We start from the raw sequence: 18,810 nt of genomic DNA, 5'->3' as shown, positions 1-18,810 counted from the left end.
GAGAGCGCTGCCGAAGCCGGCCAAGGCCGCCGGCAGCAGACCATGGACAACGTCCATGCCACCTTTCAGGAGAAACCATCATGCGCCGCTTCACCGCTTTCGTCCTCGGCCTCTGCCTGAGCCTGCCGGTCCTCGCCGAGCAGGTGCAGCGCTTCGGCGACCTGGACGTCCACTACAACGTGTTCAACTCCAGCTTCCTCCAGCCCAACGTGGCCAGCGCGGTCGGCCTGGTACGCAGCAAGGCGCAGGGCGTGATCAACGTGGTGCCGATGGAGAAAGGCAAGCCGGTAGAGGCCGCCGTGACCGGCTCGGCCAAGGACCTGACCGGCAAGGTCATCCCCCTGGAGTTCCGCCGAGTCAGCGAGGAAGGCGCCATCTACAACCTGGCGCAATTCCCGATCAGCCAGCGCGAGACCCTGGTCTTCACCATCAAGGTCGAGGCCAAGGGCGAACCTGCGCAAACCTTCAGTTTCAACAAGGAAATCTTCCCGGACGAATGATCAAGCTCGAACAGCTGGTGCTGGCCAGCCACAATGCCGGCAAACTCAAGGAACTCCAGGCCATGCTCGGCGCCAGCGTGAAGGTGCGCTCGATCGGCGAGTTCAGCCAGGTGGAACCGGAGGAAACCGGTCTTTCCTTCGTCGAGAACGCCATCCTCAAGGCACGCAACGCCGCACGCCTCTCCGGCCTGCCGGCGCTGGCCGACGACTCCGGGCTGGCGGTGGACTTCCTCGGCGGCGCGCCGGGCATCTACTCGGCGCGCTATGCCGACGGCCGGGGCGACGCGGCGAACAACGCCAAGCTGCTGGAGGCCATGAAGGATGTCCCGGACGCCGAGCGCGGCGCACAGTTCGTCAGCGTGCTGGCGCTGGTGCGCCACGCCGACGACCCGCTGCCGATCCTCTGCGAGGGCATCTGGGAAGGCCGCATCCTCCGCGAAGCCCGCGGCGCCCACGGCTTCGGCTACGACCCGCTGTTCTGGGTGCCGGAACGCGACTGCTCCAGCGCCGAGCTGGCGCCCGAGGAGAAGAACCGCCTCAGCCACCGAGCCCGCGCCATGGCCCTGCTCAAGCAGCGCCTGGGTCTCTGAGCCGCAACCGCCGGCGGCGCCCCCGGGCGGCGTCGGCACGGCGTTTCGTCCGGCCGCCTTGGAGGTTGGCCGAACTCATGCCACGATAGCGCCCCGAAACCGCCTCCACCCCGCCCCGCCGTGACCCAAGCCACCCCGTTCCAGCTCCCGCCCCTGGCCCTGTACGTGCACATCCCGTGGTGCGTGCGCAAGTGCCCGTATTGCGACTTCAACTCCCACGCCGCTGGCCCGGAGCTGCCCGAAGAGGCCTATGTCGACGCCCTGCTCGCCGACCTGGAGCAAGACCTGCGCCATGTCCACGGCCGGCGCCTGGGTTCGATCTTCTTCGGCGGCGGCACGCCCAGCCTGTTCTCGGCCAAGGCCCTGGGCCGGCTACTGGAAGGCGTCGAGCGCAGGGTCGGCTTCGCCGACGGCATCGAGATCACCCTGGAAGCCAATCCCGGCACCTTCGAACAGGTCAAGTTCGCCGACTACCGGCGCCTCGGCATCAATCGCCTGTCCATCGGCGTGCAGAGCTTCCAGGCCGACAAGCTGCAGGCCCTGGGGCGCATCCACGACGGCGCCGAGGCAGTGCGCGCCGCCGACATGGCGCGCCAGGCCGGCTTCGACAACTTCAACCTCGACCTGATGCACGGCCTGCCCGGGCAGAGCCTCGACGACGCCCTGGCCGACCTGCGCCAGGCCCTCGCCCTGGCCCCCACGCACCTCTCCTGGTACCAACTGACCATGGAGCCGAACACGGTGTTCTGGAGCCAGCCGCCGGAGCTGCCCGAGGACGACATCCTCTGGGACATCCAGGAAGCCGGCCAGGCCCTGCTCGACGAGCACGGCTACCGCCAGTACGAGACCTCCGCCTACGCCCGCGACGGCCTGCGCGCCCGGCACAACCTGAACTACTGGAGCTTCGGCGACTTCCTCGGCATCGGCGCCGGCGCCCACGCCAAGCTGAGCGCGCCGGACGGACGCATCGTGCGGACCTGGAAGACCCGCCTGCCGAAGGACTACCTCAACCCGCAAAAGGCCTTCCAGGCCGGCGAGCGCCCGCTGGAAGCGGCCGACCTGCCATTCGAGTTCATGATGAACGTGCTGCGCCTGGTCGACGGCGTCCCCGCCGCGCTCTACCCGCAGCGCACCGGCCAGCCACTGGCGGCGATCGCCGATGCCTGCGCCGCCGCGCGCGACGCCGGGCTGCTCGCCGACGACCCGCAGCACCTGCGTCCCAGCGAACGCGGCCAGCTGTTCCTCAACGACCTGCTGCAACATTTCCTGCCGTGACGACGGATGCACGCCCATCCGTGCCGGCAGGCAGGTAAACTCCGCCGACCGACACGCCGATTCGTTACAAGGAACCCTCGATGGATTACGCGCTGGACCTGATCGCCACCCTGTCGCGCTGGAGCCGCAGCCACCTGTCGGACATTTCCCTGGCCATCATGGCCACCCTGCTGGTGCTGTTCGGCCCGGCGATCAACGCCTGGGTACAGCAGCGCATCGGCAGCCTCAACTTCGTCTTCCGCACCCTGCTGTTCGTGTTGATCTGCGCGGTCGGCTACGGCCTGGCGATGGTCTTCGTCACCCCCTGGCTGGCCAAGGGCCTCGGCTACTTCAACAACTACACCCTGGCGCCCGTGCTCCTGCTAGTGTTCTTCGTGATCGGCATGATCGCCGATCGCAGCTGAGCCCCCGGTCTCCCGGCGGCCAGCGCCGTCCCCAAGAGCGTCATGGCCTCCGGGAGCCCGCATGAAACCGATCAAGCACCTCTACCTGCATTTCACCGACGGCCAGCGCCTGTCGCTGCGCTTCCCGCGCCAGCAGGACGACCCGGCCGAGGTTGCCCGCAGCATCCGTCAGCAACTGGACACGCCCTATCTCAGCGTCGAGGTCGACGGCGACCTGCTGCTGATTCCGCGGGACAGCATCAAGTACCTGCAGATCAGCCCGGCGCCGGCGCGCCTGGACGACGACGGCACGCTACGCGGCGCCGAGCTGATCGTCTGAGGGCCGTCCGCCTCAGTTCCCCTCCCGGCGCAGCGCCTGCGGGGTGAAGTCGCGCGGCCCGACCTGCACGCCGAAGTCGTACATCGGCTCGTTGTTGTCCAGCCCATCGACGAAGTAGCGGCCGCCCTTGAAGTCGTAGATCGCTTCCAGGGTGCTGGAGACCAGCGGCACATCGTAGTAGTTGATCGGATGGACTTCCTGGGCCCGGGTCAGCACGCCATCCTTGTCGTAGATGTCGGCGGCGAGGATCTGCCAGCTGTCTTCGTCGAGGTAGAAGCGGCGCTTGGCGTAGGGATGGCTGAAGCCCTTGCGCAGGGTCGCCTCGACCACCCAGACGCGATGCAGCTCGTAGCGCAGCAGGTCGGGATTGATGAAGCGGCTCTTGAGTATGTCGCCATAGGCGAGGCCCTTCTGGTGCACCGCGTAGCTGTTGTAAGGCACCAGCATCTCGCGCTTGCCGAGCAACGCCCACTCGTAGTGGTCCGGTGCACCGTTGTAGACATCCACGGTGTCCGCCGTGGCCATGCCGTTGGTATCCGGCTGCAGGCTGTCGTAGGCCAGGGTCGGCAAGCGGCGCACGCGCCGCTCGCCACGGTTGAAGCGCCAGGCCTTGCGGATCGACAGCACCTGGTCGAGGGTTTCCTGCACCACCAGCGCCGAACCGGCCAGGCGCGCCGGCGCGACCACCTTGTACTTGTAGTAGAACAACGTGTTGTCGAGGTTCTCCGGGATCATCCCCTCGCGGCCATAGACGAAGTACAGGTAGCGGTCGAGCTTGAGCAGGTTGTAGCTGCCGTTGGCCAGCACCGCCGCCTGGTTGGTCTGCAGGTGCAGTTGCTCGCCGCGGTAGCGCATGATGTGGTTCCAGATCGCTTCCTGGCCGCTCTGCGGCAGGGGGAAGGGCACGCCGGCGGCAGCGCCCTGCACGCCGTTGCCGTCGGCGATCAGCTCGGCGCGGCTGGCGTTGGCGCGGGTAGCGTCGTACAGGCGCTGCGGCAGGGATGCGCTGCGGCGGGTGGGGAAGACCCGCAGGTGGTAGTCCGGGTTGGCCTGCAGCAAGGCCTGGGTGCCCGGCGTCAGCAGCGCCTGGTAGGCGGCCATGTTGCGGCTGTCGAGGACCAGGCGCGGACGATCGGCGGCGAACGGGTCGAGGTGATGCATGCCGGGCCGGTAGCCGGCCGGCGCCTGGGTGATGCCGCCGGTCCAGGGCGGGATGCTGCCATCGGCGTTGCCGGCCCGCTCCGCCCCCAGCGGGGTCAGGTCCTGGTCCAGGCGTGCGGCCTGGACTTCGTCTACCTTGGCCTGCGCCGCCCAGGCGCAACCGGCCCCGAGCAACAGGATGCCCAGTTTCTTCAACACAGCAGTCTCCTTTGCAGCCGGCCGAGCCGTGCCGCTCTTATTATTGGATCCGGCCGAAGCCGGGAAACGTGCAGCTTGAAGGTGAGGTCCGCCGGGTGTTCCCGGTCTGCTTGGAGTCCCGGCGCCGGTTCGGCGCCAGGGGTACGTCGCTGGTGCGGTGGATCAGTCGACGCGCTCGAACTTGAGGTCCCAGACGCCATGTCCCAGGCGCTCCCCGCGCCGCTCGAACTTGGTCACCGGACGCTCTTGCGGGCGCGGCACGAAGCGGCCGTCTTCGGCCTGGTTGCGGTAGCCCGGCGCCGCGCTCATGACGTCCAGCATGTGCTCGGCATAGGGCTCCCAGTCGGTGGCCATGTGCAGCACGCCGCCGACCTTCAGCTTGCGCCGCACCAGTTCGGCGAATTCCGGCTGGACGATCCGCCGCTTGTGGTGGCGCTTCTTGTGCCAGGGATCGGGGAAGAACAGCAGCAGCCGATCGAGGCTGGCGTCGGCCACGCAGTGGCGCAGCACTTCCAGCGCGTCGCAGCTATACACCCGCACGTTGCCCAGGCCCTGGGTCAGCAGGCCGTTGAGCAGCGCGCCGACGCCCGGCTTGTGCACCTCGACGCCGATGAAGTCGATGTCAGGCGCAGCGGCGGCCATTTCCAGGGTGGAATGGCCCATGCCGAAACCGATCTCGAAAGTCCGCGGCGCCTGGCGACCGAAGATCGCGTCGAAGTCCTGGACCTCATCGCTCAGTTCCAGGCCGAACTTCGGCCAGCCCAGGTCGAGGCCACGCTGCTGGCCTTCGGTCATACGCCCGGCGCGCATCACGAAGCTCTTCACGGTGCGCATCGGCCGTGCTTCGTCGTGTTCCGCCAGGGAGTCCTGGGCCGGGGATTGCGGGGTATCGCTCATGGAAAAGAAAACCTTGCTAGAGACAGAAGGGCGGGCTGCCTGCCGGACGCTTCCCGCATCCGGCGGACAGCCCGCCCCAGGTAGTCGGTATCAGTCGATCAGGCCGTCCAGCGGCGACGAGGCGCTGGCATACAGCTTGCGCGGCATGCGTCCGGCCAGGTAGGCGAGACGACCGGCGACGATCGCGTGCTTCATGGCCTCGGCCATCATCACCGGGTCCTTGGCATGGGCGATGGCGGTGTTCATCAGCACCGCCTCGCAACCCAGCTCCATGGCGATCGCTGCATCGGAAGCGGTGCCCACGCCGGCGTCGACCAGCACCGGGACCTTGGCTTCCTCAAGGATGATGCGCAGGTTGTAGGGGTTGCAGATGCCCAGGCCGGAGCCGATCAGGCCGGCCAGCGGCATCACCGCGATGCAGCCGATCTCGGCCAGCTGGCGGGCGATGATCGGGTCGTCGCTGGTGTACACCATCACGTCGAAGCCGTCCTTCACCAGTTGCTCGGCGGCCTTGAGGGTCTCGACGACGTTGGGGAACAGGGTCTTCTGGTCGGCGAGGACTTCCAGCTTGACCAGGTTGTGCCCGTCCAGCAGCTCGCGGGCCAGGCGGCAGGTGCGCACGGCCTCGACCGCGTCATAGCAGCCGGCGGTGTTCGGCAGGATGGTGTAGTGATCCGGCGGGATCACATCCAGCAGGTTCGGCTCGCCGGGATTCTGCCCGATGTTGGTGCGCCGCACCGCCACCGTGACGATCTCCGCTCCGGAGGCCTCGATGGCCCGGCGGGTCTCGTCGAGGTCCTTGTACTTGCCGGTCCCCACCAGCAGGCGCGAGCCATAGGTACGGCCGGCGATGACGAAGGGGGTATCGGTACTGGATGCTTGGCTCATCGGATGACTCCTGGATGGAAAGGCTTGCGGGGCCGATGGAAGGGTTCGGGGGCCAGGCCTAGCCGCCGCCGATGGCGTGGACGATCTCCACGCGGTCGCCATCCTTGAGCGCGGTGCTGGCGTGCTGGCTGCGCGGCACGATATCCAGGTTCAGCTCGACGGCCACGCGGCGGCCGCCAAGCTCCAGGCGGGCCAGCAGGTCCGCGACGCTCTGCGCGTCGGGCAGCTCGAAGGGCTCGCCGTTCAGTTGAATCTGCATGGCTGGACGGTCACGAAAGTGAAAGGGAGCGGCATTCTAGCCCGATCCACCCCGATGACCAAGGCGCCTTGTCGACAAGTGCGCCGCCTGAGGCAACCGGTCTCAGGCGTTGCCCAGGCGCCAGGCGGCCAGCCCCAGGCACAGCCAGCCGGCGAGGAAGGAGACGCCGCCGAACGGGGTGACGATGCCGAGCTTGCCGATGCCACTTAGGGTCAGCAGGTAGAGGCTGCCGGAGAACAGCAGGATGCCCAGCGTGAACAGGCCACCCGCCGCGCTCACCAGGCGGCCGTCCAGGCGGGTGGCGAGCAGCGCCACGCCGAACAGCGCCAGGGCATGGATCAACTGGTAGTGCACGCCGGTCTGGAATACCGCCAGGTACTCGGCGCTCAGCTGCTTCTTCAGGCCGTGGGCGGCGAACGCCCCGAGGGCCACGCCGGTGAAACCGAAAAATGCCGCCAACAACAGGAAGGGACGAAGCATGGACAAGACTCCGGTGATAGCATCCAGCCCGCTATAATGGCCGCCCCCTTCTTCCAAGCCAAGCCGCGCATGTTGCGATCCCTGTTCCGCCGCCTGTTCAAGTACCTGCTCTGGTTCATGGCCGCCAGCGTCGTGCTGGTCGCGGTCCTGCGCTGGGTGCCGCCACCGGGGACCATGGTCATGGTCGAACGCAAGGTCGGCTCCTGGGTCGACGGCCAGCCCATCGACCTGCAGCGCGACTGGCGCTCCTGGGAGCAGTTGCCGGACAGCCTGAAGGTCGCGGTGATCGCCGGCGAGGACCAGCACTTCGCCGAGCACCACGGCTTCGACCTGCCGGCCATCCAGCAGGCCCTCGCGCACAACGAACGCGGCGGCAGTATCCGCGGCGCCAGTACGCTCAGCCAGCAGGTGGCGAAGAACGTCTTCCTCTGGTCCGGGCGCAGTTGGCTGCGCAAGGGCCTGGAGGCCTGGTTCACCCTGCTGATCGAGACGCTCTGGACCAAGCAACGGATTCTCGAGGTCTACCTGAACAGCGCCGAATGGGGCCCGGGCGTCTTCGGCGCGCAGGCTGCGGCACGCTATCACTTCGGCCTCGACGCCGAGCGCCTGAGCCGCACCCAGGCCAGCCAGCTCGCCGCGGTGCTGCCCAGCCCGCTGAAATGGAGCGCGGCCAGGCCGGGCCCCTACGTACGCCAGCGCGCGGCCTGGATTCGCCAGCAGATGTGGCAGTTGGGCGGCGACGACTACCTGCTGCGCCTGGAGCGCTGAAAGCTCAACGCGGCGGTTTTTCCAGGGCCTGGCGCGGCACCGCGAGCATCAGTCGCAAGTCGTCGTCCGGCAGGTGCGCGGTCAGGCCCAGTTGCGGATAGACCCAGGCCTCGCCCTGGGCCAGTTGCAGGCGCAGGCGCGGCTGGCCGAGACTGGCCAGCAGCCGCTCGGCACCGACCCTGCCTTCGGGAATCATGCTCAGCGCCACGATCGGCTTGTCGCCCAACTGTCCTTCCAATCCGGCGCTCAATGGCTGCGGCGCGCTGCCAGGCTGCAACGCAGATGCCCGCTGCAGGCTCAGTTGCTCCTCGGCGCTCAGGCCCAGCTCGCCTTCCACCTGCCAGGGGCCGCCGTCGCCCAGCAGGCGGCCACGGAAGGCCAGGCGCACGCCATCTAGGCGCGGGTCCACCCACAACTCGCCATCCACCGCGTCGTGCAGCTGGCGCAGGGTCAGGGCGTTGTCCGCCAACGGCGCCAGCACCTGCTCCTGCCAGTCGGCCAGCCACGGCAACGGTCGCGCCGGTTCCGGCGTACGGACCAGCCAGGCGCCGACGACGAAGGTCAGGACCGCCAGCGACAGGTAGAACAGCCAGCGGGTATTGCGCGGCATGGGATTCCTCCGGGCAGAAAAAAACCGCACCCTTGCGGGGTGCGGTTTTCGCGAGGCGCGGCGATCAGGCGAGAATCCGCCCTTTCAGCTTGCTCATGGCGTTCTTTTCCAGCTGCCGGATACGCTCGGCGGAAACGTTGTACTTTTCCGCCAGGTCGTGCAGCGTGGCCTTCTCCTCGGACAGCCAGCGCTGCTGGAGAATGTCGCGGCTGCGCTCGTCGAGGCCTTCCAGCGCCTCGTGCAGGTTGGCGCTGGAGCTGTCGCTCCAGTCGGCGTCTTCCAACTGGCGCGCCGGGTCGTAGCGGTGGTCTTCGAGGTAATGCGCCGGCGACTGGTAGGCGCTCTCGTCGTCCGCGTCGGCGGCCGGGTCGAACGCCATGTCCTGGCCGGTCAGGCGGCTTTCCATCTCGCGCACTTCGCGGGGCTCGACCCCCAGGCTCTCGGCGACGCGATGGACTTCCTCGTTGTTCAACCAGGCCAGGCGCTTCTTCTGGCTGCGCAGGTTGAAGAACAGCTTGCGCTGCGCCTTGGTGGTGGCGACCTTGACGATCCGCCAGTTGCGCAGGATGAACTCGTGGATCTCCGCCTTGATCCAGTGCACGGCGAAGGACACCAGGCGAACGCCCATTTCCGGGTTGAAACGCTTCACGGCCTTCATCAGGCCGACGTTGCCTTCCTGGATCAGGTCGGCCTGGGCCAGGCCGTACCCCGAATAACTCTTGGCGATATGAACAACGAAGCGCAGGTGCGCCAACACCATCTGCCGCGCCGCTTCCAGGTCTTGCTGATAGAAGAGGCGTTCGGCCAGTTCACGCTCCTGTTCCGGCGACAACAGCGGAATGCTGTTCACCGAGTGCACGTAGGCTTCCAGGTTTGCGCCTGGAACCAAGGCATGTACAGGTTGCAAAGAAGTGGTCATGCGAATCCTCCGATTCACGAAACTCGCGCAGTGTAGCACTCGGATATCTGACTGCAAGCGGGTGTATAAGTTCCTTTACAGCGACCCGCTGGCCGGTCGTGATCCGCCTGTCCTCAGCGCGGCGCCAGCTCGCGCAGGTGGCGGGCCACGGCCAGCCAGGCGCCGACCCAGCCAAGCAGCACCGCGCCAACGGTCAGCGACAGGCCGTCGTCCAGCGGCACGCCCTGCAGGCCGAAGTCGCTGCCGTACAGCCCTGAAAGGTTGACCACCGAACCGTTCAGCCAGTTCAGCGAATAGGCCAGCAGCGCCCAGGATAGGATGCCCGCGCCCAGGCCGTACAACGCGCCCATGTACAGGAATGGCCGGCGCACGTAACCGTCCGTCCCGCCGACCAGCTTGATCACCTCGATTTCGTTACGGCGATTTTCGATGTGCAGGCGGATGGTGTTGCCCACCACCAGCAAGAGGGTCAGCACCAGCAGGATGGTCAGGCCGAAGACGAAGCGTTCGCCGAGCTTGAGGATCGCGCTCAGGCGCTCGACCCATACCAGGTCGAGCTGCGCCTGCTGCACATGAGGCAGCTCCGCGAGCTGCTGGCGCAGTGCCTCCAGGCCGGCCCGGTCGATCTGCTTGGGCGTGACCGAGATCACCGGCGGCAGCGGGTTCTCCGGCAGCTCCTTGAGCGCTTCGCCCAGGCCGGACTGTTCCTGCAATTCGCTGAGCGCCTGCTCGCGGCTGATCAATTGGGCCTCGATCACGTCCGGCAGGCGCTCGATCTGCTCGCGCAGGTCCTGGCCCTGATTTTCGCTGGTCTTCAGGTCGAGGAACAGGGATATCTGCGCCGCCCGCTGCCAGGAGCCGCCGAGCCGTTCGACATTGTTCAGCAGCAGCGAGAGGCCCATCGGCAGGCTCAGGGTGATACCCATCACCAGGCAGGTGAAGAAGCTGCCGAACGGGTGGCCGAACAACCGGCGCAGGCTGTCCACCAGGCTGGCGCGATGGCTTTCCAGGTAGGCGCTGAACGAGCCGCTCCAGTCGGTCTGCTCCTGGCTCGGTTTCTCGCGGGTCTTGCGTTCCGGTGCGCCCTCTTCGGGGCCACGGGGAAGATCGTTGGCGCTCATCAGGCCTCATCCTCACGGTCAGCGATGATCCGGCCACGCTGCAGGGTCAGCATGCGATGGCGCATACGGGCGATCAGGGCCAGGTCGTGGCTGGCGATCAGTACGGTGGTGCCCAGGCGATTGATATCCTCGAACACGCCCATGATTTCCGAGGCGAGTCGCGGGTCGAGGTTGCCGGTGGGTTCGTCCGCCAGCAGCAGGGCCGGCTGGTGGACGATGGCGCGGGCAATGCCGACCCGCTGCTGCTGGCCGGTGGAAAGGTCGGAAGGCAACGCCTCGCCCTTTTCCTTCAGGTTCACCCGCTCCAGGGCCGAGGCCACGCGCTTGGCGATCTCCGGCTTGGGCATGCCGAGGATCTGCAGCGGCAGGGCGATGTTGTCCGCCACCGTACGATCGGTGAGCAGTTGGTGGTTCTGGAACACCACGCCGATCTGCCGGCGCAGGAAAGGGATCTGCGCGGTAGTGATGCGCCCCAGGTCCTGGCCGCCGAGCAACAGCTTGCCGCTGGTCGGTCGCTCCATCGCCAGGATGAGGCGCAGCAGGGTGCTCTTGCCGGCGCCGGAGTGGCCGGTGACGAAGAGGATCTCGCCACGGTGCACGCGGAAGGACACCTCGTGCAGGCCTACGTGGCCGTTGGGATAGCGTTTGCCGACCTGCTCGAAGCGGATCATGCGTTCTCCCGCTCTGCGAAGAGTGCCTGGACGAAGGCGTCGGCCTCGAAGGTACGGAGATCGTCGATCCCCTCGCCGACACCGATATAGCGGATCGGCAGGCCGAACTGCTTGGCCAGGGCGAAGATCACCCCGCCCTTGGCGGTGCCGTCCAGTTTGGTCAGGGCCAGGCCGGTCAGCTCCACCGCGAGGTTGAACTGCTTGGCCTGGTTGATGGCGTTCTGCCCGGTGCCGGCGTCGAGCACCAGCAGGACCTCATGGGGCGCCGTCTCGTCCAGCTTGCCGATCACCCGGCGCACCTTCTTCAGCTCCTCCATCAGGTTGTCCTTGGTATGCAGGCGTCCGGCGGTATCGGCGATCAGCACGTCGATGCCGCGGGCCTTGGCGGCCTGCACCGCGTCGAAGATCACCGAGGCGGAGTCGGCGCCGGTGTGCTGGGCGATCACCGGGATGCGGTTGCGCTCGCCCCAGACCTGCAACTGCTCCACGGCGGCGGCGCGGAAGGTGTCGCCGGCGGCCAGCATGACCTTCTTGCCCTCGAGTTGCAGCTTCTTCGCCAGCTTGCCGATGGTGGTGGTCTTGCCCACGCCGTTCACCCCGACCACCAGGATCACATAGGGCTCGCGCGCGACGTCGACCTGCAACGGCTGCTCCACCGGGCGCAGCAGGCTGGCCAGCTCTTCCTGCAGCGCCTTGTACAGCGCGCCGCTGTCGGCCAGCTCCTTGCGCGCCACGCGCTTGGTCAGGTTCTGCACGATCAGGGTGGTGGCCTCGACGCCGACGTCGGCGGTCAGCAGGCGCGTCTCGATGTCGTCGAGCAGGTCGTCGTCGATTTCCTTGCGGCCGAGGAACAGGCTGGCCATGCCTTCGCCGATGCTGGCGCTGGTCTTGGACAGTCCCTGCCGGAGGCGGGCGAAGAAGCCCGGCCTGGTCGCCGGCTCGCTGACTGCCGGAGCGGCGGCCAGCGGCGCAACGGGCTCGGGCTCGGGCTCGGGCTCGGGCTCGGCAGCCAGGATAGGCTCGGGTTGCGCGACGGGCGCCTCGGGCCGGGGCGAATGCTCCTCGGCCGACGCTGGCTCGTCACTGGCGAGCGGTGCTTCGGCAACCGGCGCCGGCTCGGCCGGCTCGGCAGCGGAGGGCTGCTGCCGACCTGGCTGTTCTGTCAGGGATTGCGCCACGTCATCGGCAGGCGCGCGCTGCTCGGCGGCCGCTGTCTCGGAGACCGGCTCGACAGGCTGATCGGCAGGCTGCTCGCCGGCTTGCGGCTTTTTCCGCCACCAGCCGAACAGACCTTTCTTTTCCCCGCCCTGCGGGGCCTTCTTGTCGTCGTTGGAACCAAACATGAATGCTTGTATCTCAAGGGAGCGGCACGGGACGTGGCCGCCCGGAAAACGGATGGGTATCCTAGCATCTCCTCGCCCGACGGGGCTAAGGGTCCTGCCCCGCAGTGACCTGAGACCCCGGTGGCGGCACGAAAGGTCCAGATCACCATGAAAACCCCAGCTCGCCGCCGCGTCGGCCTGCTCCTAGCCAGCCTTTGTCTCCCGCTTTTCGCCCAGGCGGCGGAAACCCAGCCCACCCACGAGTTCAGCCTCGACAACGGCCTGAAGGTCATAGTGCGTGAAGACCACCGCGCCCCGGTGGTGGTTTCCCAGCTCTGGTACAGGATCGGCTCCAGCTACGAGACACCCGGGCTCACCGGCCTGTCCCACGCCCTCGAACACATGATGTTCAAGGGCAGCCGAAAGCTCGGCCCGGGCGAAGCCTCGCGGGTGCTGCGCGACCTGGGTGCGGAAGAGAACGCCTTCACCACCGACGACTACACCGCCTATTACCAGGTCCTGGCCCGCGACCGCCTGCCGGTGGCGCTGGAGATGGAAGCCGACCGCATGGCCCACCTGAGCCTGCCGGCCGACCAGTTCAAGAGCGAGATCGAGGTGATCAAGGAGGAGCGCCGCCTGCGCACCGACGACAATCCCAACGCCCTCGCCTTCGAGCGCTTCAAGGCCGCCGCCTACCCGGCCAGCGGCTACCACACCCCGACCATCGGCTGGATGGCCGACCTGCAGCGCATGACCATCGACGACCTGCGCCACTGGTACGAATCCTGGTACGCGCCGAACAACGCCACCCTGGTAGTGGTCGGCGACGTCACCGCCGACGAGGTCAAGACCCTCGCCAAGCGCTACTTCGGCGAGATCCCCTGGCGCCAGCTGCCGCCGGCGCGCAAGCCGCTGGAACTGGCCGAGCCCGGCGAGCGCCGGCTCAAGCTGTACGTACGCACCCAGCTGCCGAACCTGATCATGGGCTTCAACGTGCCCAGCCTGGGCAGCAGCGAGAACCCTCGCGAAGTCAACGCCCTGCGCCTGATCGGCGCGCTGCTCGATGGCGGCTACAGCGCCCGCCTGGCCTCGCGCCTGGAGCGCGGCGAGGAGCTGGTCGCCGGCGCCTCCACCTACTATGACGCGTTCAACCGCGGCGACAGCCTGTTCGTCCTCTCGGCCACGCCGAACGTGCAGAAGGGCAAGACCCTCGAGCAGGTCGAGGCCGGTCTGTGGAAGCAGCTCGATGACCTCAAGCAGAACCCGCCCAGCGCCGCGGAGATCGAGCGCGTGCGCGCGCAGATGATCGCCGGGATGGTCTACGAGAAGGACTCCATCGCCGCCCAGGCCAGCAGCATCGGCCAGCTGGAAAGCGTCGGCCTGTCCTGGAAGCTGATCGACCAGGACCTGGAGGCCCTCAAGGCAGTGACTCCGGACGATATCCAGAAAGCCGCCCGCACCTATTTCACCCCGTCGCGCCTGACCCTGGCGCAAGTGCTGCCTGTGAAGGCCGAGGAAAAGGAGGCCCGTCATGAGTGAGCGCACAGGGCTGCGTTATGGCCTGCTCGGCCTGATCGTCATCGCGTTGCTGGCCGCGCTGGCCTATTTCGTCGCGCGTCCCCCCCAGACCCCGGCGGCGGCCCATGCCGCGGCGGTCGAGGAAAACCAGTTGCAGTCGCTGAAGGACGTCGCCAAGCAGGCGCCGGTCCATCGCAAGCTGGACATCCAGGAATGGAAGACCGCCGAAGGTGCCAAGGTGCTGTTCGTCGAAGCCCATGAACTGCCGATGTTCGACCTGCGCCTGACCTTCGCCGCCGGCAGCAGCCAGGACGCCGGCACCCCCGGCCTGTCGATGCTGACCAACGCCATGCTCAACGAAGGCGTGCCGGGCAAGGACACCACTGCCATCGCCGCCGGCTTCGAGGACCTCGGCGCCTCGTTCAGCAACGGCTCCTACCGCGACATGGCGGTGGCCGGCCTGCGCAGCCTGTCCGATGCCGACAAGCGGACCCAGGCGCTGAAGCTGTTCGAACAGGTGATCGGCCAGCCGACCTTCCCCGAGGACGCCCTGGCACGCATCAAGAACCAGGTCCTGGCCGGTTTCGAGTACCAGAAGCAGAACCCCGGCAAGCTGGCCGGCCTGGAGCTGTTCAAGCGCCTCTATGGCGAGCATCCCTACGCGCACTCCAGCGACGGCGACGAAAAGTCCGTTCCACCGATCAGCCGCGAACAATTGCAGGCGTTCCACAAGAAGGCCTACGCCGCCGGCAACGTGGTCATCGCGCTGGTCGGCGACCTCTCGCGGCAGGAGGCCGAAGCGATCGCCGCGGAAGTCTCCAAGGCGCTGCCCCAGGGCCCGGCGCTGGCCAAGACCGTCCAGCCGGAAACGCCCAAGCCCGGCCTGACGCACATCGACTTCCCCTCCGAGCAGACCCACCTGATGCTCGCCCAGCTTGGCATCGACCGCCAGGATCCCGACTACGCGGCGCTCTACCTGGGCAACCAGATCCTCGGCGGCGGCGGCTTCGGCACCCGCCTGATGGACCAGGTGCGAGAAAAGCGCGGCCTGACCTACGGCATCTATTCCGGCTTCACCGCCATGCAGGCACGCGGTCCGTTCATGATCAACTTCCAGACCCGCGCCGAACTCAGCGAGGGGGCGCTGAAGCTGGTCCAGGACATCGTCCGCGACTACCTGGCCAACGGCCCGACCCAGAAGGAACTGGACGACGCCAAGCGCGAACTGGCCGGCAGCTTCCCGCTGTCCACCGCGAGCAACGCCGACATCGTCGGCCAGCTCGGCGCCATCGGTTTCTACGGCCTGCCGCTGGACTACCTGGAAAGCTTCCTCAAGCAGGTCGAGGGACTCAGCGTCGAACAGGTCAGGAGCGCCATGGCCAAGCACCTGGACGCCGACGCCTTCGTCATCGTCAGCGCCGGCCCGAGCGTGCCGCAGAAACCCCTGCCGCCACCCACCGCCAAGCCGGCCCAGCAACCCAGCGGCGTTCCGGAGCATTGATGAGTAAACCTACTGCGAAAGCCCCCGGCCGCCACGGCGGCCAGGGACAGCTGCGGATCATCGGTGGCGAATGGCGCAGCCGGCGTTTCGTCTTTCCCGACGGGCCCGGCCTGCGACCGACCCCGGACCGGGTCCGCGAGACCCTGTTCAACTGGCTGGCACCCTATGTCGAAGGCGCACGGGTGCTCGATCCCTTCGCCGGCAGCGGCGCGCTGTTCCTCGAGGCGTTGTCGCGCGGCGCCCGCGAAGGGCTGGCCCTGGATACCAACGGCGAAGCGGTGGCGGCCCTGCGCAACCACCTCGACGCGCTCAAGTGCGGCACCGCCCAACTGGTCCTCGGCGATGCCGTGCGCTACCTGGGAAACCAGGCTCCGAGCACCTTCGACCTGGTGTTCCTCGACCCGCCGTTCCATCAGAACCTGCTGCAGGACGCCTGCCGCCTGCTCGAAACCCGCGGCTGGCTGAACCCCGACGCCTGGATCTATACCGAGAGCGAGAGCGTCCCCTCGTCCCTCGGCCTGCCCGGAAACTGGCGGCTGCACCGGGAAAAGAAAGCCGGCAACGTACATTACGCGCTCTGGCAGCGGGGAGCCTGAGGATGAGCCCGGCTTCCGCGAGCATTCGCCAACGCCTGCTGGCGCTTGGCGAGCCTTGCGCGGCGCAACCCGCCGCCGACTGGCAGGGCGATATCGCCCTGCCCGCCGAGCTGGAGCGTTTCTACCGCGAGGTCGGCCCACTCGACTGCACCCTGGAGAGTGCCGGCAACCCATTTTTCCTGCCGTCCCTGGCCCGCCTCTGGCAGCGCCAGGCCGGCTATCGCTGGCACGGCATCAGCGGCGAGCGCCTGTCGGGCTGGCAGGACGACTGGCTGGTGGTGGCCGACCAGGGCGCCGACCCGTTCATCCTCGAGACCGGCAGCGGGCGCATACTCTTCGACCTGCATGGCGGCAGGGGCTGGGACCCGGCCCCGTGCTTCGACGACCTGTGGCAGATGGCGGCCAGCCTGGTCTGCTTCGGCGAGGTCTGGAGCGGCGCCGGCGAGGACATCCTGCTGGACGACTGCAGCGTCGCGCCCCGCTATCGGCAGCAGCTCGTCGACGAACTGCAACCGATCCTCGGTTCGCGCCAGCGGGCGGAGGACCTCGCCGACGAGTTCGGCTGGTAAGCTGGTGGCCACACCACCACCGCCCATGACCTGCGCATGACCGCGTCCCCGACCTTCCAGCCCGCCTGGTGGCTGCCCAATCCGCACCTGCAGACCCTGTGGAGCCCGTTCTTCCGCCGCGGGCCGACCCTGGAACGGCAGCGCGAACGCCTGTGGCTGGCCGATGGCGACTTCATCGACCTCGACTGGGCCGGCCCGCACGATGCCGAGACCCCGCTGGTGCTGGCGCTGCACGGCCTCACCGGGTCATCCTCGTCGCACTACATCCTCGGTCTGCAGCGCGCCCTGCTGGAGCGCGGCTGGGCCAGCGTGGCGCTGAACTGGCGCGGTTGCTCGGGGGAGCCGAACCGCCTGCCGCGCGGCTACCATTCCGGGGTCAGCGACGACCTCGCCGAGGTGGTCGCGCACCTGCGCGCCAGGCGCCCGCAAGCGCCGCTGTACGCGGTCGGCTATTCGCTGGGCGGCAACGTGCTGCTCAAGTACCTGGGCGAAACCGCTGGGGACTGCCCGCTGCTCGGCGGCGTCGCGGTGTCGGTGCCGTTCCGCCTGGACGAGTGCGCCGACCGCATCGGCCTGGGCTTTTCCCGGGTCTACCAGGCGCACTTCATGAAGGCCATGCTGGCCTACGTGCAGGACAAGCAGCGGCTGTTCGGCGAGCAGGGCCAGGCGGAAGGCCTGGCCGCCCTGCAACGCCTCGGTCCGCTGGAGGGCATGCGCACCTTCTGGGACTTCGACGGCCGGGTCACCGCGCCGCTGCACGGCTTCGCCGACGCCAGGGATTACTATCGGCGCGCGTCCAGCCGCTACTACCTGCCGGACATCCGCACGCCGAGCCTGATCATCCATTCCAGCGACGACCCCTTCGTGTTCGCCCGCAGCCTGCCCGATCGCAGCGAACTGGCACCCTGCACCGAGCTGGAGCTGCACGCCCGCGGCGGTCACGTCGGCTTCGTCGACGGCTCTCCGCGCCAGCCCACCTACTACCTGGAACGACGCATCCCCGACTGGCTGGAGGCCCGCCTGCGACAGCACTGAGCTGGCCGGCGTCCGGCGACGGGCGGCAGAATAGGAACAGGCTGAAGGAAAAAGGGGGGCGAATGGAACTGACGCTGCGGCACAACCCGATGCTCGACGACGCCGACTGCGAGGCGATCCTGGCGATCCACGCGGCGGTCGGCTGGGACCGGCGCATGCCGCCTGCCGAGCTACGCACGCTGTACCAGCATTCCGGGTATTCCCTGCTGGCCGAACGCGACGGCCGCCTGGTCGGCCTGCTGCGCGCCGAGGAAGAAACACCGATTCGCGTCTGGCTGGCGGAAATCGCCGTGCTGCCCGGCGCACAGAGCAGCGGCGTCGGCGCAGCCCTGCTGCGGCGCTTCGCCGAGGATCACCGCGGCGCCTACCTGTTCACCGACGCCACCCTCGGTACCGAAGCCTTCTTCCGCCGCCACGGCATCCACATCCAGCAGGTGCTGGAGAAAACCCTGCGCGATCAGAGCGGCACGTAGAGCCGCTCGGAAATCCCGTCCACCGCATCCTGGGCCTGCGCCTCGATGTGCCCGCTCTCCAGCGCCAGCACCTGGTAGATGCCGCGACGCAGTTGCGCCTCGCTGAGGTCGCCGTCGAGATCGAGGGTGGTGCAGAGGAAGCGCACCCAGGAGGTGAGGATGATCCAGGCGTTGAGGGTCAGGGCCTCCAGCTGGGTCTCGTTCATCCGCAGGATGCCGGCCTCGGTGAAGCCCCGGTAGATCGCCTTGGCGTTGACCAGGCAACGCTGGGCGAAGGCGCGGTAGCGCGCCGCCAGCTCCGGGTCGCTTTCCAGCAGGTGCTCGAGGTCGCGGTGGAGGAAGCGGTAGCGCCACATCGCGGCCAGTAGCGCTTCCAGGTAGAAGGTCTTGTCGTCCACCGTCAGACCCCGCCCTTCGGGCAGGCGCAGGAAGCTCTCGACGTGGCTTTCGTACTCGGCGAACAGCTCGGCGATGATCGCCTGCTTGTTCGGGTAGTGGTAGTAGAGGTTCCCAGGCGATATACCCAGGTGGGTGGCGATATGGTTGGTGGTGACGCTGCGCTCGCCCTGGGCGTTGAACAGTTCCAGGCTGGCCTGGGCGATGCGATCGCGGGTCTTGATGCGTGGTGCCATGGGGACGACGGGCTCGTTCGGGTAACAGTGCGGGGCGCGCCCCGCCGTGACAGCGTAGAAGGTACACAAAGCCGGCCGCCCGGGTCAGCCCCCGGGGCGGCGGC

23 protein-coding genes are annotated in these 18,810 nt (G+C 67.9%); 12 read left to right on the top strand and 11 right to left on the bottom strand.

The annotated features are described in order from the left end of the window. Positions 1-80: 80 nt before the first annotated feature. The 5 genes from ACI766_RS01945 to ACI766_RS01925 all read left to right on the top strand — a co-directional run bounded on the left by ACI766_RS01945 (position 81) and on the right by ACI766_RS01925 (position 3,088). Entirely contained in the window at positions 81-500 is a 420-nt protein-coding gene (locus ACI766_RS01945; protein ID WP_003100965.1) for a DUF4426 domain-containing protein, read from the top strand. Further along, positions 497-1,090, top strand: coding sequence for an RdgB/HAM1 family non-canonical purine NTP pyrophosphatase (gene rdgB, locus ACI766_RS01940; RefSeq protein WP_003084527.1), 594 nt, complete (start codon positions 497-499; stop codon positions 1,088-1,090). The genes ACI766_RS01945 and rdgB overlap by 4 nt, the downstream gene beginning before the upstream one ends. Before the next feature lie 120 nt (positions 1,091-1,210). Further along, the gene (hemW, locus tag ACI766_RS01935; RefSeq protein ID WP_003114885.1) at positions 1,211-2,365 is read left to right on the top strand and encodes a radical SAM family heme chaperone HemW; all 1,155 of its coding nucleotides are present in this window, start codon (positions 1,211-1,213) and stop codon (positions 2,363-2,365) included. A gap of 80 nt (positions 2,366-2,445) precedes the next feature. After that, positions 2,446-2,769 carry a DUF3392 domain-containing protein gene (locus ACI766_RS01930; protein WP_003084525.1) on the top strand — a complete coding sequence of 108 codons (324 nt, stop codon included), beginning with the start codon at positions 2,446-2,448 and terminating at the stop codon, positions 2,767-2,769. Between the two features lie 61 nt (positions 2,770-2,830). Next, positions 2,831-3,088, top strand: a complete 258-nt coding sequence (locus ACI766_RS01925) for a hypothetical protein (RefSeq protein ID WP_003084524.1) — start codon at positions 2,831-2,833, stop codon at positions 3,086-3,088. Between the two features lie 12 nt (positions 3,089-3,100). Here the strand turns inward: ACI766_RS01925 and ACI766_RS01920 are convergent, their stop codons facing one another. From ACI766_RS01920 to ACI766_RS01900, 5 genes are all read right to left on the bottom strand, one after another. Beyond that, the gene (locus ACI766_RS01920) at positions 3,101-4,447 is read right to left on the bottom strand and encodes a DUF1329 domain-containing protein (protein ID WP_003114884.1); all 1,347 of its coding nucleotides are present in this window, start codon (positions 4,445-4,447) and stop codon (positions 3,101-3,103) included. A gap of 162 nt (positions 4,448-4,609) precedes the next feature. Continuing rightward, complete coding sequence (gene trmB, locus ACI766_RS01915; protein ID WP_003118800.1) at positions 4,610-5,281, bottom strand: tRNA (guanosine(46)-N7)-methyltransferase TrmB; 672 nt, start codon at positions 5,279-5,281, stop codon at positions 4,610-4,612. Between the two features lie 153 nt (positions 5,282-5,434). Further along, positions 5,435-6,232: a thiazole synthase gene (locus tag ACI766_RS01910; protein WP_003459252.1), complete on the bottom strand. Its 798-nt coding sequence runs from the start codon at positions 6,230-6,232 to the stop codon at positions 5,435-5,437. Positions 6,233-6,290: 58 nt separating this feature from the next. Next, entirely contained in the window at positions 6,291-6,491 is a 201-nt protein-coding gene (gene thiS / locus ACI766_RS01905; protein WP_003084514.1) for a sulfur carrier protein ThiS, read from the bottom strand. Between the two features lie 102 nt (positions 6,492-6,593). Continuing rightward, complete coding sequence (locus ACI766_RS01900; protein ID WP_003084513.1) at positions 6,594-6,971, bottom strand: DUF423 domain-containing protein; 378 nt, start codon at positions 6,969-6,971, stop codon at positions 6,594-6,596. Between the two features lie 36 nt (positions 6,972-7,007). On the opposite strand from ACI766_RS01900, the gene mtgA reads away from it, so the two are divergent. Next, positions 7,008-7,739, top strand: a complete 732-nt coding sequence (mtgA, locus tag ACI766_RS01895; RefSeq protein ID WP_003100972.1) for a monofunctional biosynthetic peptidoglycan transglycosylase — start codon at positions 7,008-7,010, stop codon at positions 7,737-7,739. A 4-nt stretch (positions 7,740-7,743) separates the two neighbouring features. On the opposite strand, the gene ACI766_RS01890 is transcribed toward mtgA, so the two are convergent. The 5 genes from ACI766_RS01890 to ftsY all read right to left on the bottom strand — a co-directional run bounded on the left by ACI766_RS01890 (position 7,744) and on the right by ftsY (position 12,403). Beyond that, on the bottom strand, positions 7,744-8,349 hold the full coding sequence (locus ACI766_RS01890; RefSeq protein ID WP_003084511.1) for a hypothetical protein: 606 nt from the start codon (positions 8,347-8,349) through the stop codon (positions 7,744-7,746). A 64-nt stretch (positions 8,350-8,413) separates the two neighbouring features. Next, positions 8,414-9,268 carry an RNA polymerase sigma factor RpoH gene (rpoH, locus tag ACI766_RS01885; RefSeq protein ID WP_003084510.1) on the bottom strand — a complete coding sequence of 285 codons (855 nt, stop codon included), beginning with the start codon at positions 9,266-9,268 and terminating at the stop codon, positions 8,414-8,416. A 113-nt stretch (positions 9,269-9,381) separates the two neighbouring features. After that, positions 9,382-10,389 carry a permease-like cell division protein FtsX gene (ftsX, locus tag ACI766_RS01880; RefSeq protein WP_003084508.1) on the bottom strand — a complete coding sequence of 336 codons (1,008 nt, stop codon included), beginning with the start codon at positions 10,387-10,389 and terminating at the stop codon, positions 9,382-9,384. Further along, entirely contained in the window at positions 10,389-11,060 is a 672-nt protein-coding gene (ftsE, locus tag ACI766_RS01875) for a cell division ATP-binding protein FtsE (RefSeq protein WP_003084505.1), read from the bottom strand. The genes ftsX and ftsE overlap by 1 nt, the downstream gene beginning before the upstream one ends. Further along, on the bottom strand, positions 11,057-12,403 hold the full coding sequence (gene ftsY / locus ACI766_RS01870; RefSeq protein ID WP_003160919.1) for a signal recognition particle-docking protein FtsY: 1,347 nt from the start codon (positions 12,401-12,403) through the stop codon (positions 11,057-11,059). Before ftsY ends, ftsE begins: the two co-directional genes overlap by 4 nt. Before the next feature lie 120 nt (positions 12,404-12,523). Here ftsY and ACI766_RS01865 point away from each other — a divergent pair, with 120 nt between their 5' ends. From ACI766_RS01865 to ACI766_RS01840, 6 genes are all read left to right on the top strand, one after another. Beyond that, positions 12,524-13,921: a M16 family metallopeptidase gene (locus tag ACI766_RS01865; protein ID WP_003084498.1), complete on the top strand. Its 1,398-nt coding sequence runs from the start codon at positions 12,524-12,526 to the stop codon at positions 13,919-13,921. After that, positions 13,914-15,401: a M16 family metallopeptidase gene (locus ACI766_RS01860; protein WP_003142627.1), complete on the top strand. Its 1,488-nt coding sequence runs from the start codon at positions 13,914-13,916 to the stop codon at positions 15,399-15,401. Before ACI766_RS01865 ends, ACI766_RS01860 begins: the two co-directional genes overlap by 8 nt. Then, positions 15,401-15,997: a 16S rRNA (guanine(966)-N(2))-methyltransferase RsmD gene (gene rsmD, locus ACI766_RS01855; protein WP_003142626.1), complete on the top strand. Its 597-nt coding sequence runs from the start codon at positions 15,401-15,403 to the stop codon at positions 15,995-15,997. Before ACI766_RS01860 ends, rsmD begins: the two co-directional genes overlap by 1 nt. Positions 15,998-15,999: 2 nt before the next feature. Then, positions 16,000-16,566 carry a hypothetical protein gene (locus ACI766_RS01850; RefSeq protein ID WP_003117889.1) on the top strand — a complete coding sequence of 189 codons (567 nt, stop codon included), beginning with the start codon at positions 16,000-16,002 and terminating at the stop codon, positions 16,564-16,566. A gap of 36 nt (positions 16,567-16,602) precedes the next feature. Continuing rightward, positions 16,603-17,601: a hydrolase gene (locus ACI766_RS01845; RefSeq protein WP_003084490.1), complete on the top strand. Its 999-nt coding sequence runs from the start codon at positions 16,603-16,605 to the stop codon at positions 17,599-17,601. A gap of 62 nt (positions 17,602-17,663) precedes the next feature. Further along, positions 17,664-18,074, top strand: a complete 411-nt coding sequence (locus ACI766_RS01840) for a GNAT family N-acetyltransferase (RefSeq protein ID WP_003102866.1) — start codon at positions 17,664-17,666, stop codon at positions 18,072-18,074. Here ACI766_RS01840 and ACI766_RS01835 read toward each other — a convergent pair. Beyond that, positions 18,059-18,706, bottom strand: coding sequence for a TetR/AcrR family transcriptional regulator (locus ACI766_RS01835; RefSeq protein ID WP_003084488.1), 648 nt, complete (start codon positions 18,704-18,706; stop codon positions 18,059-18,061). The two genes, ACI766_RS01840 and ACI766_RS01835, sit on opposite strands and share 16 nt — an antisense overlap. Positions 18,707-18,810: the final 104 nt, after the last annotated feature.

It is taken from the genome of Pseudomonas sp. DL (genome assembly GCF_047199225.1).
Lineage (GTDB): Bacteria > Pseudomonadota > Gammaproteobacteria > Pseudomonadales > Pseudomonadaceae > Pseudomonas > Pseudomonas aeruginosa.
Note: the sequence above shows the minus strand (reverse complement) of the source record. Positions and strands in the feature narration are given on the sequence as shown.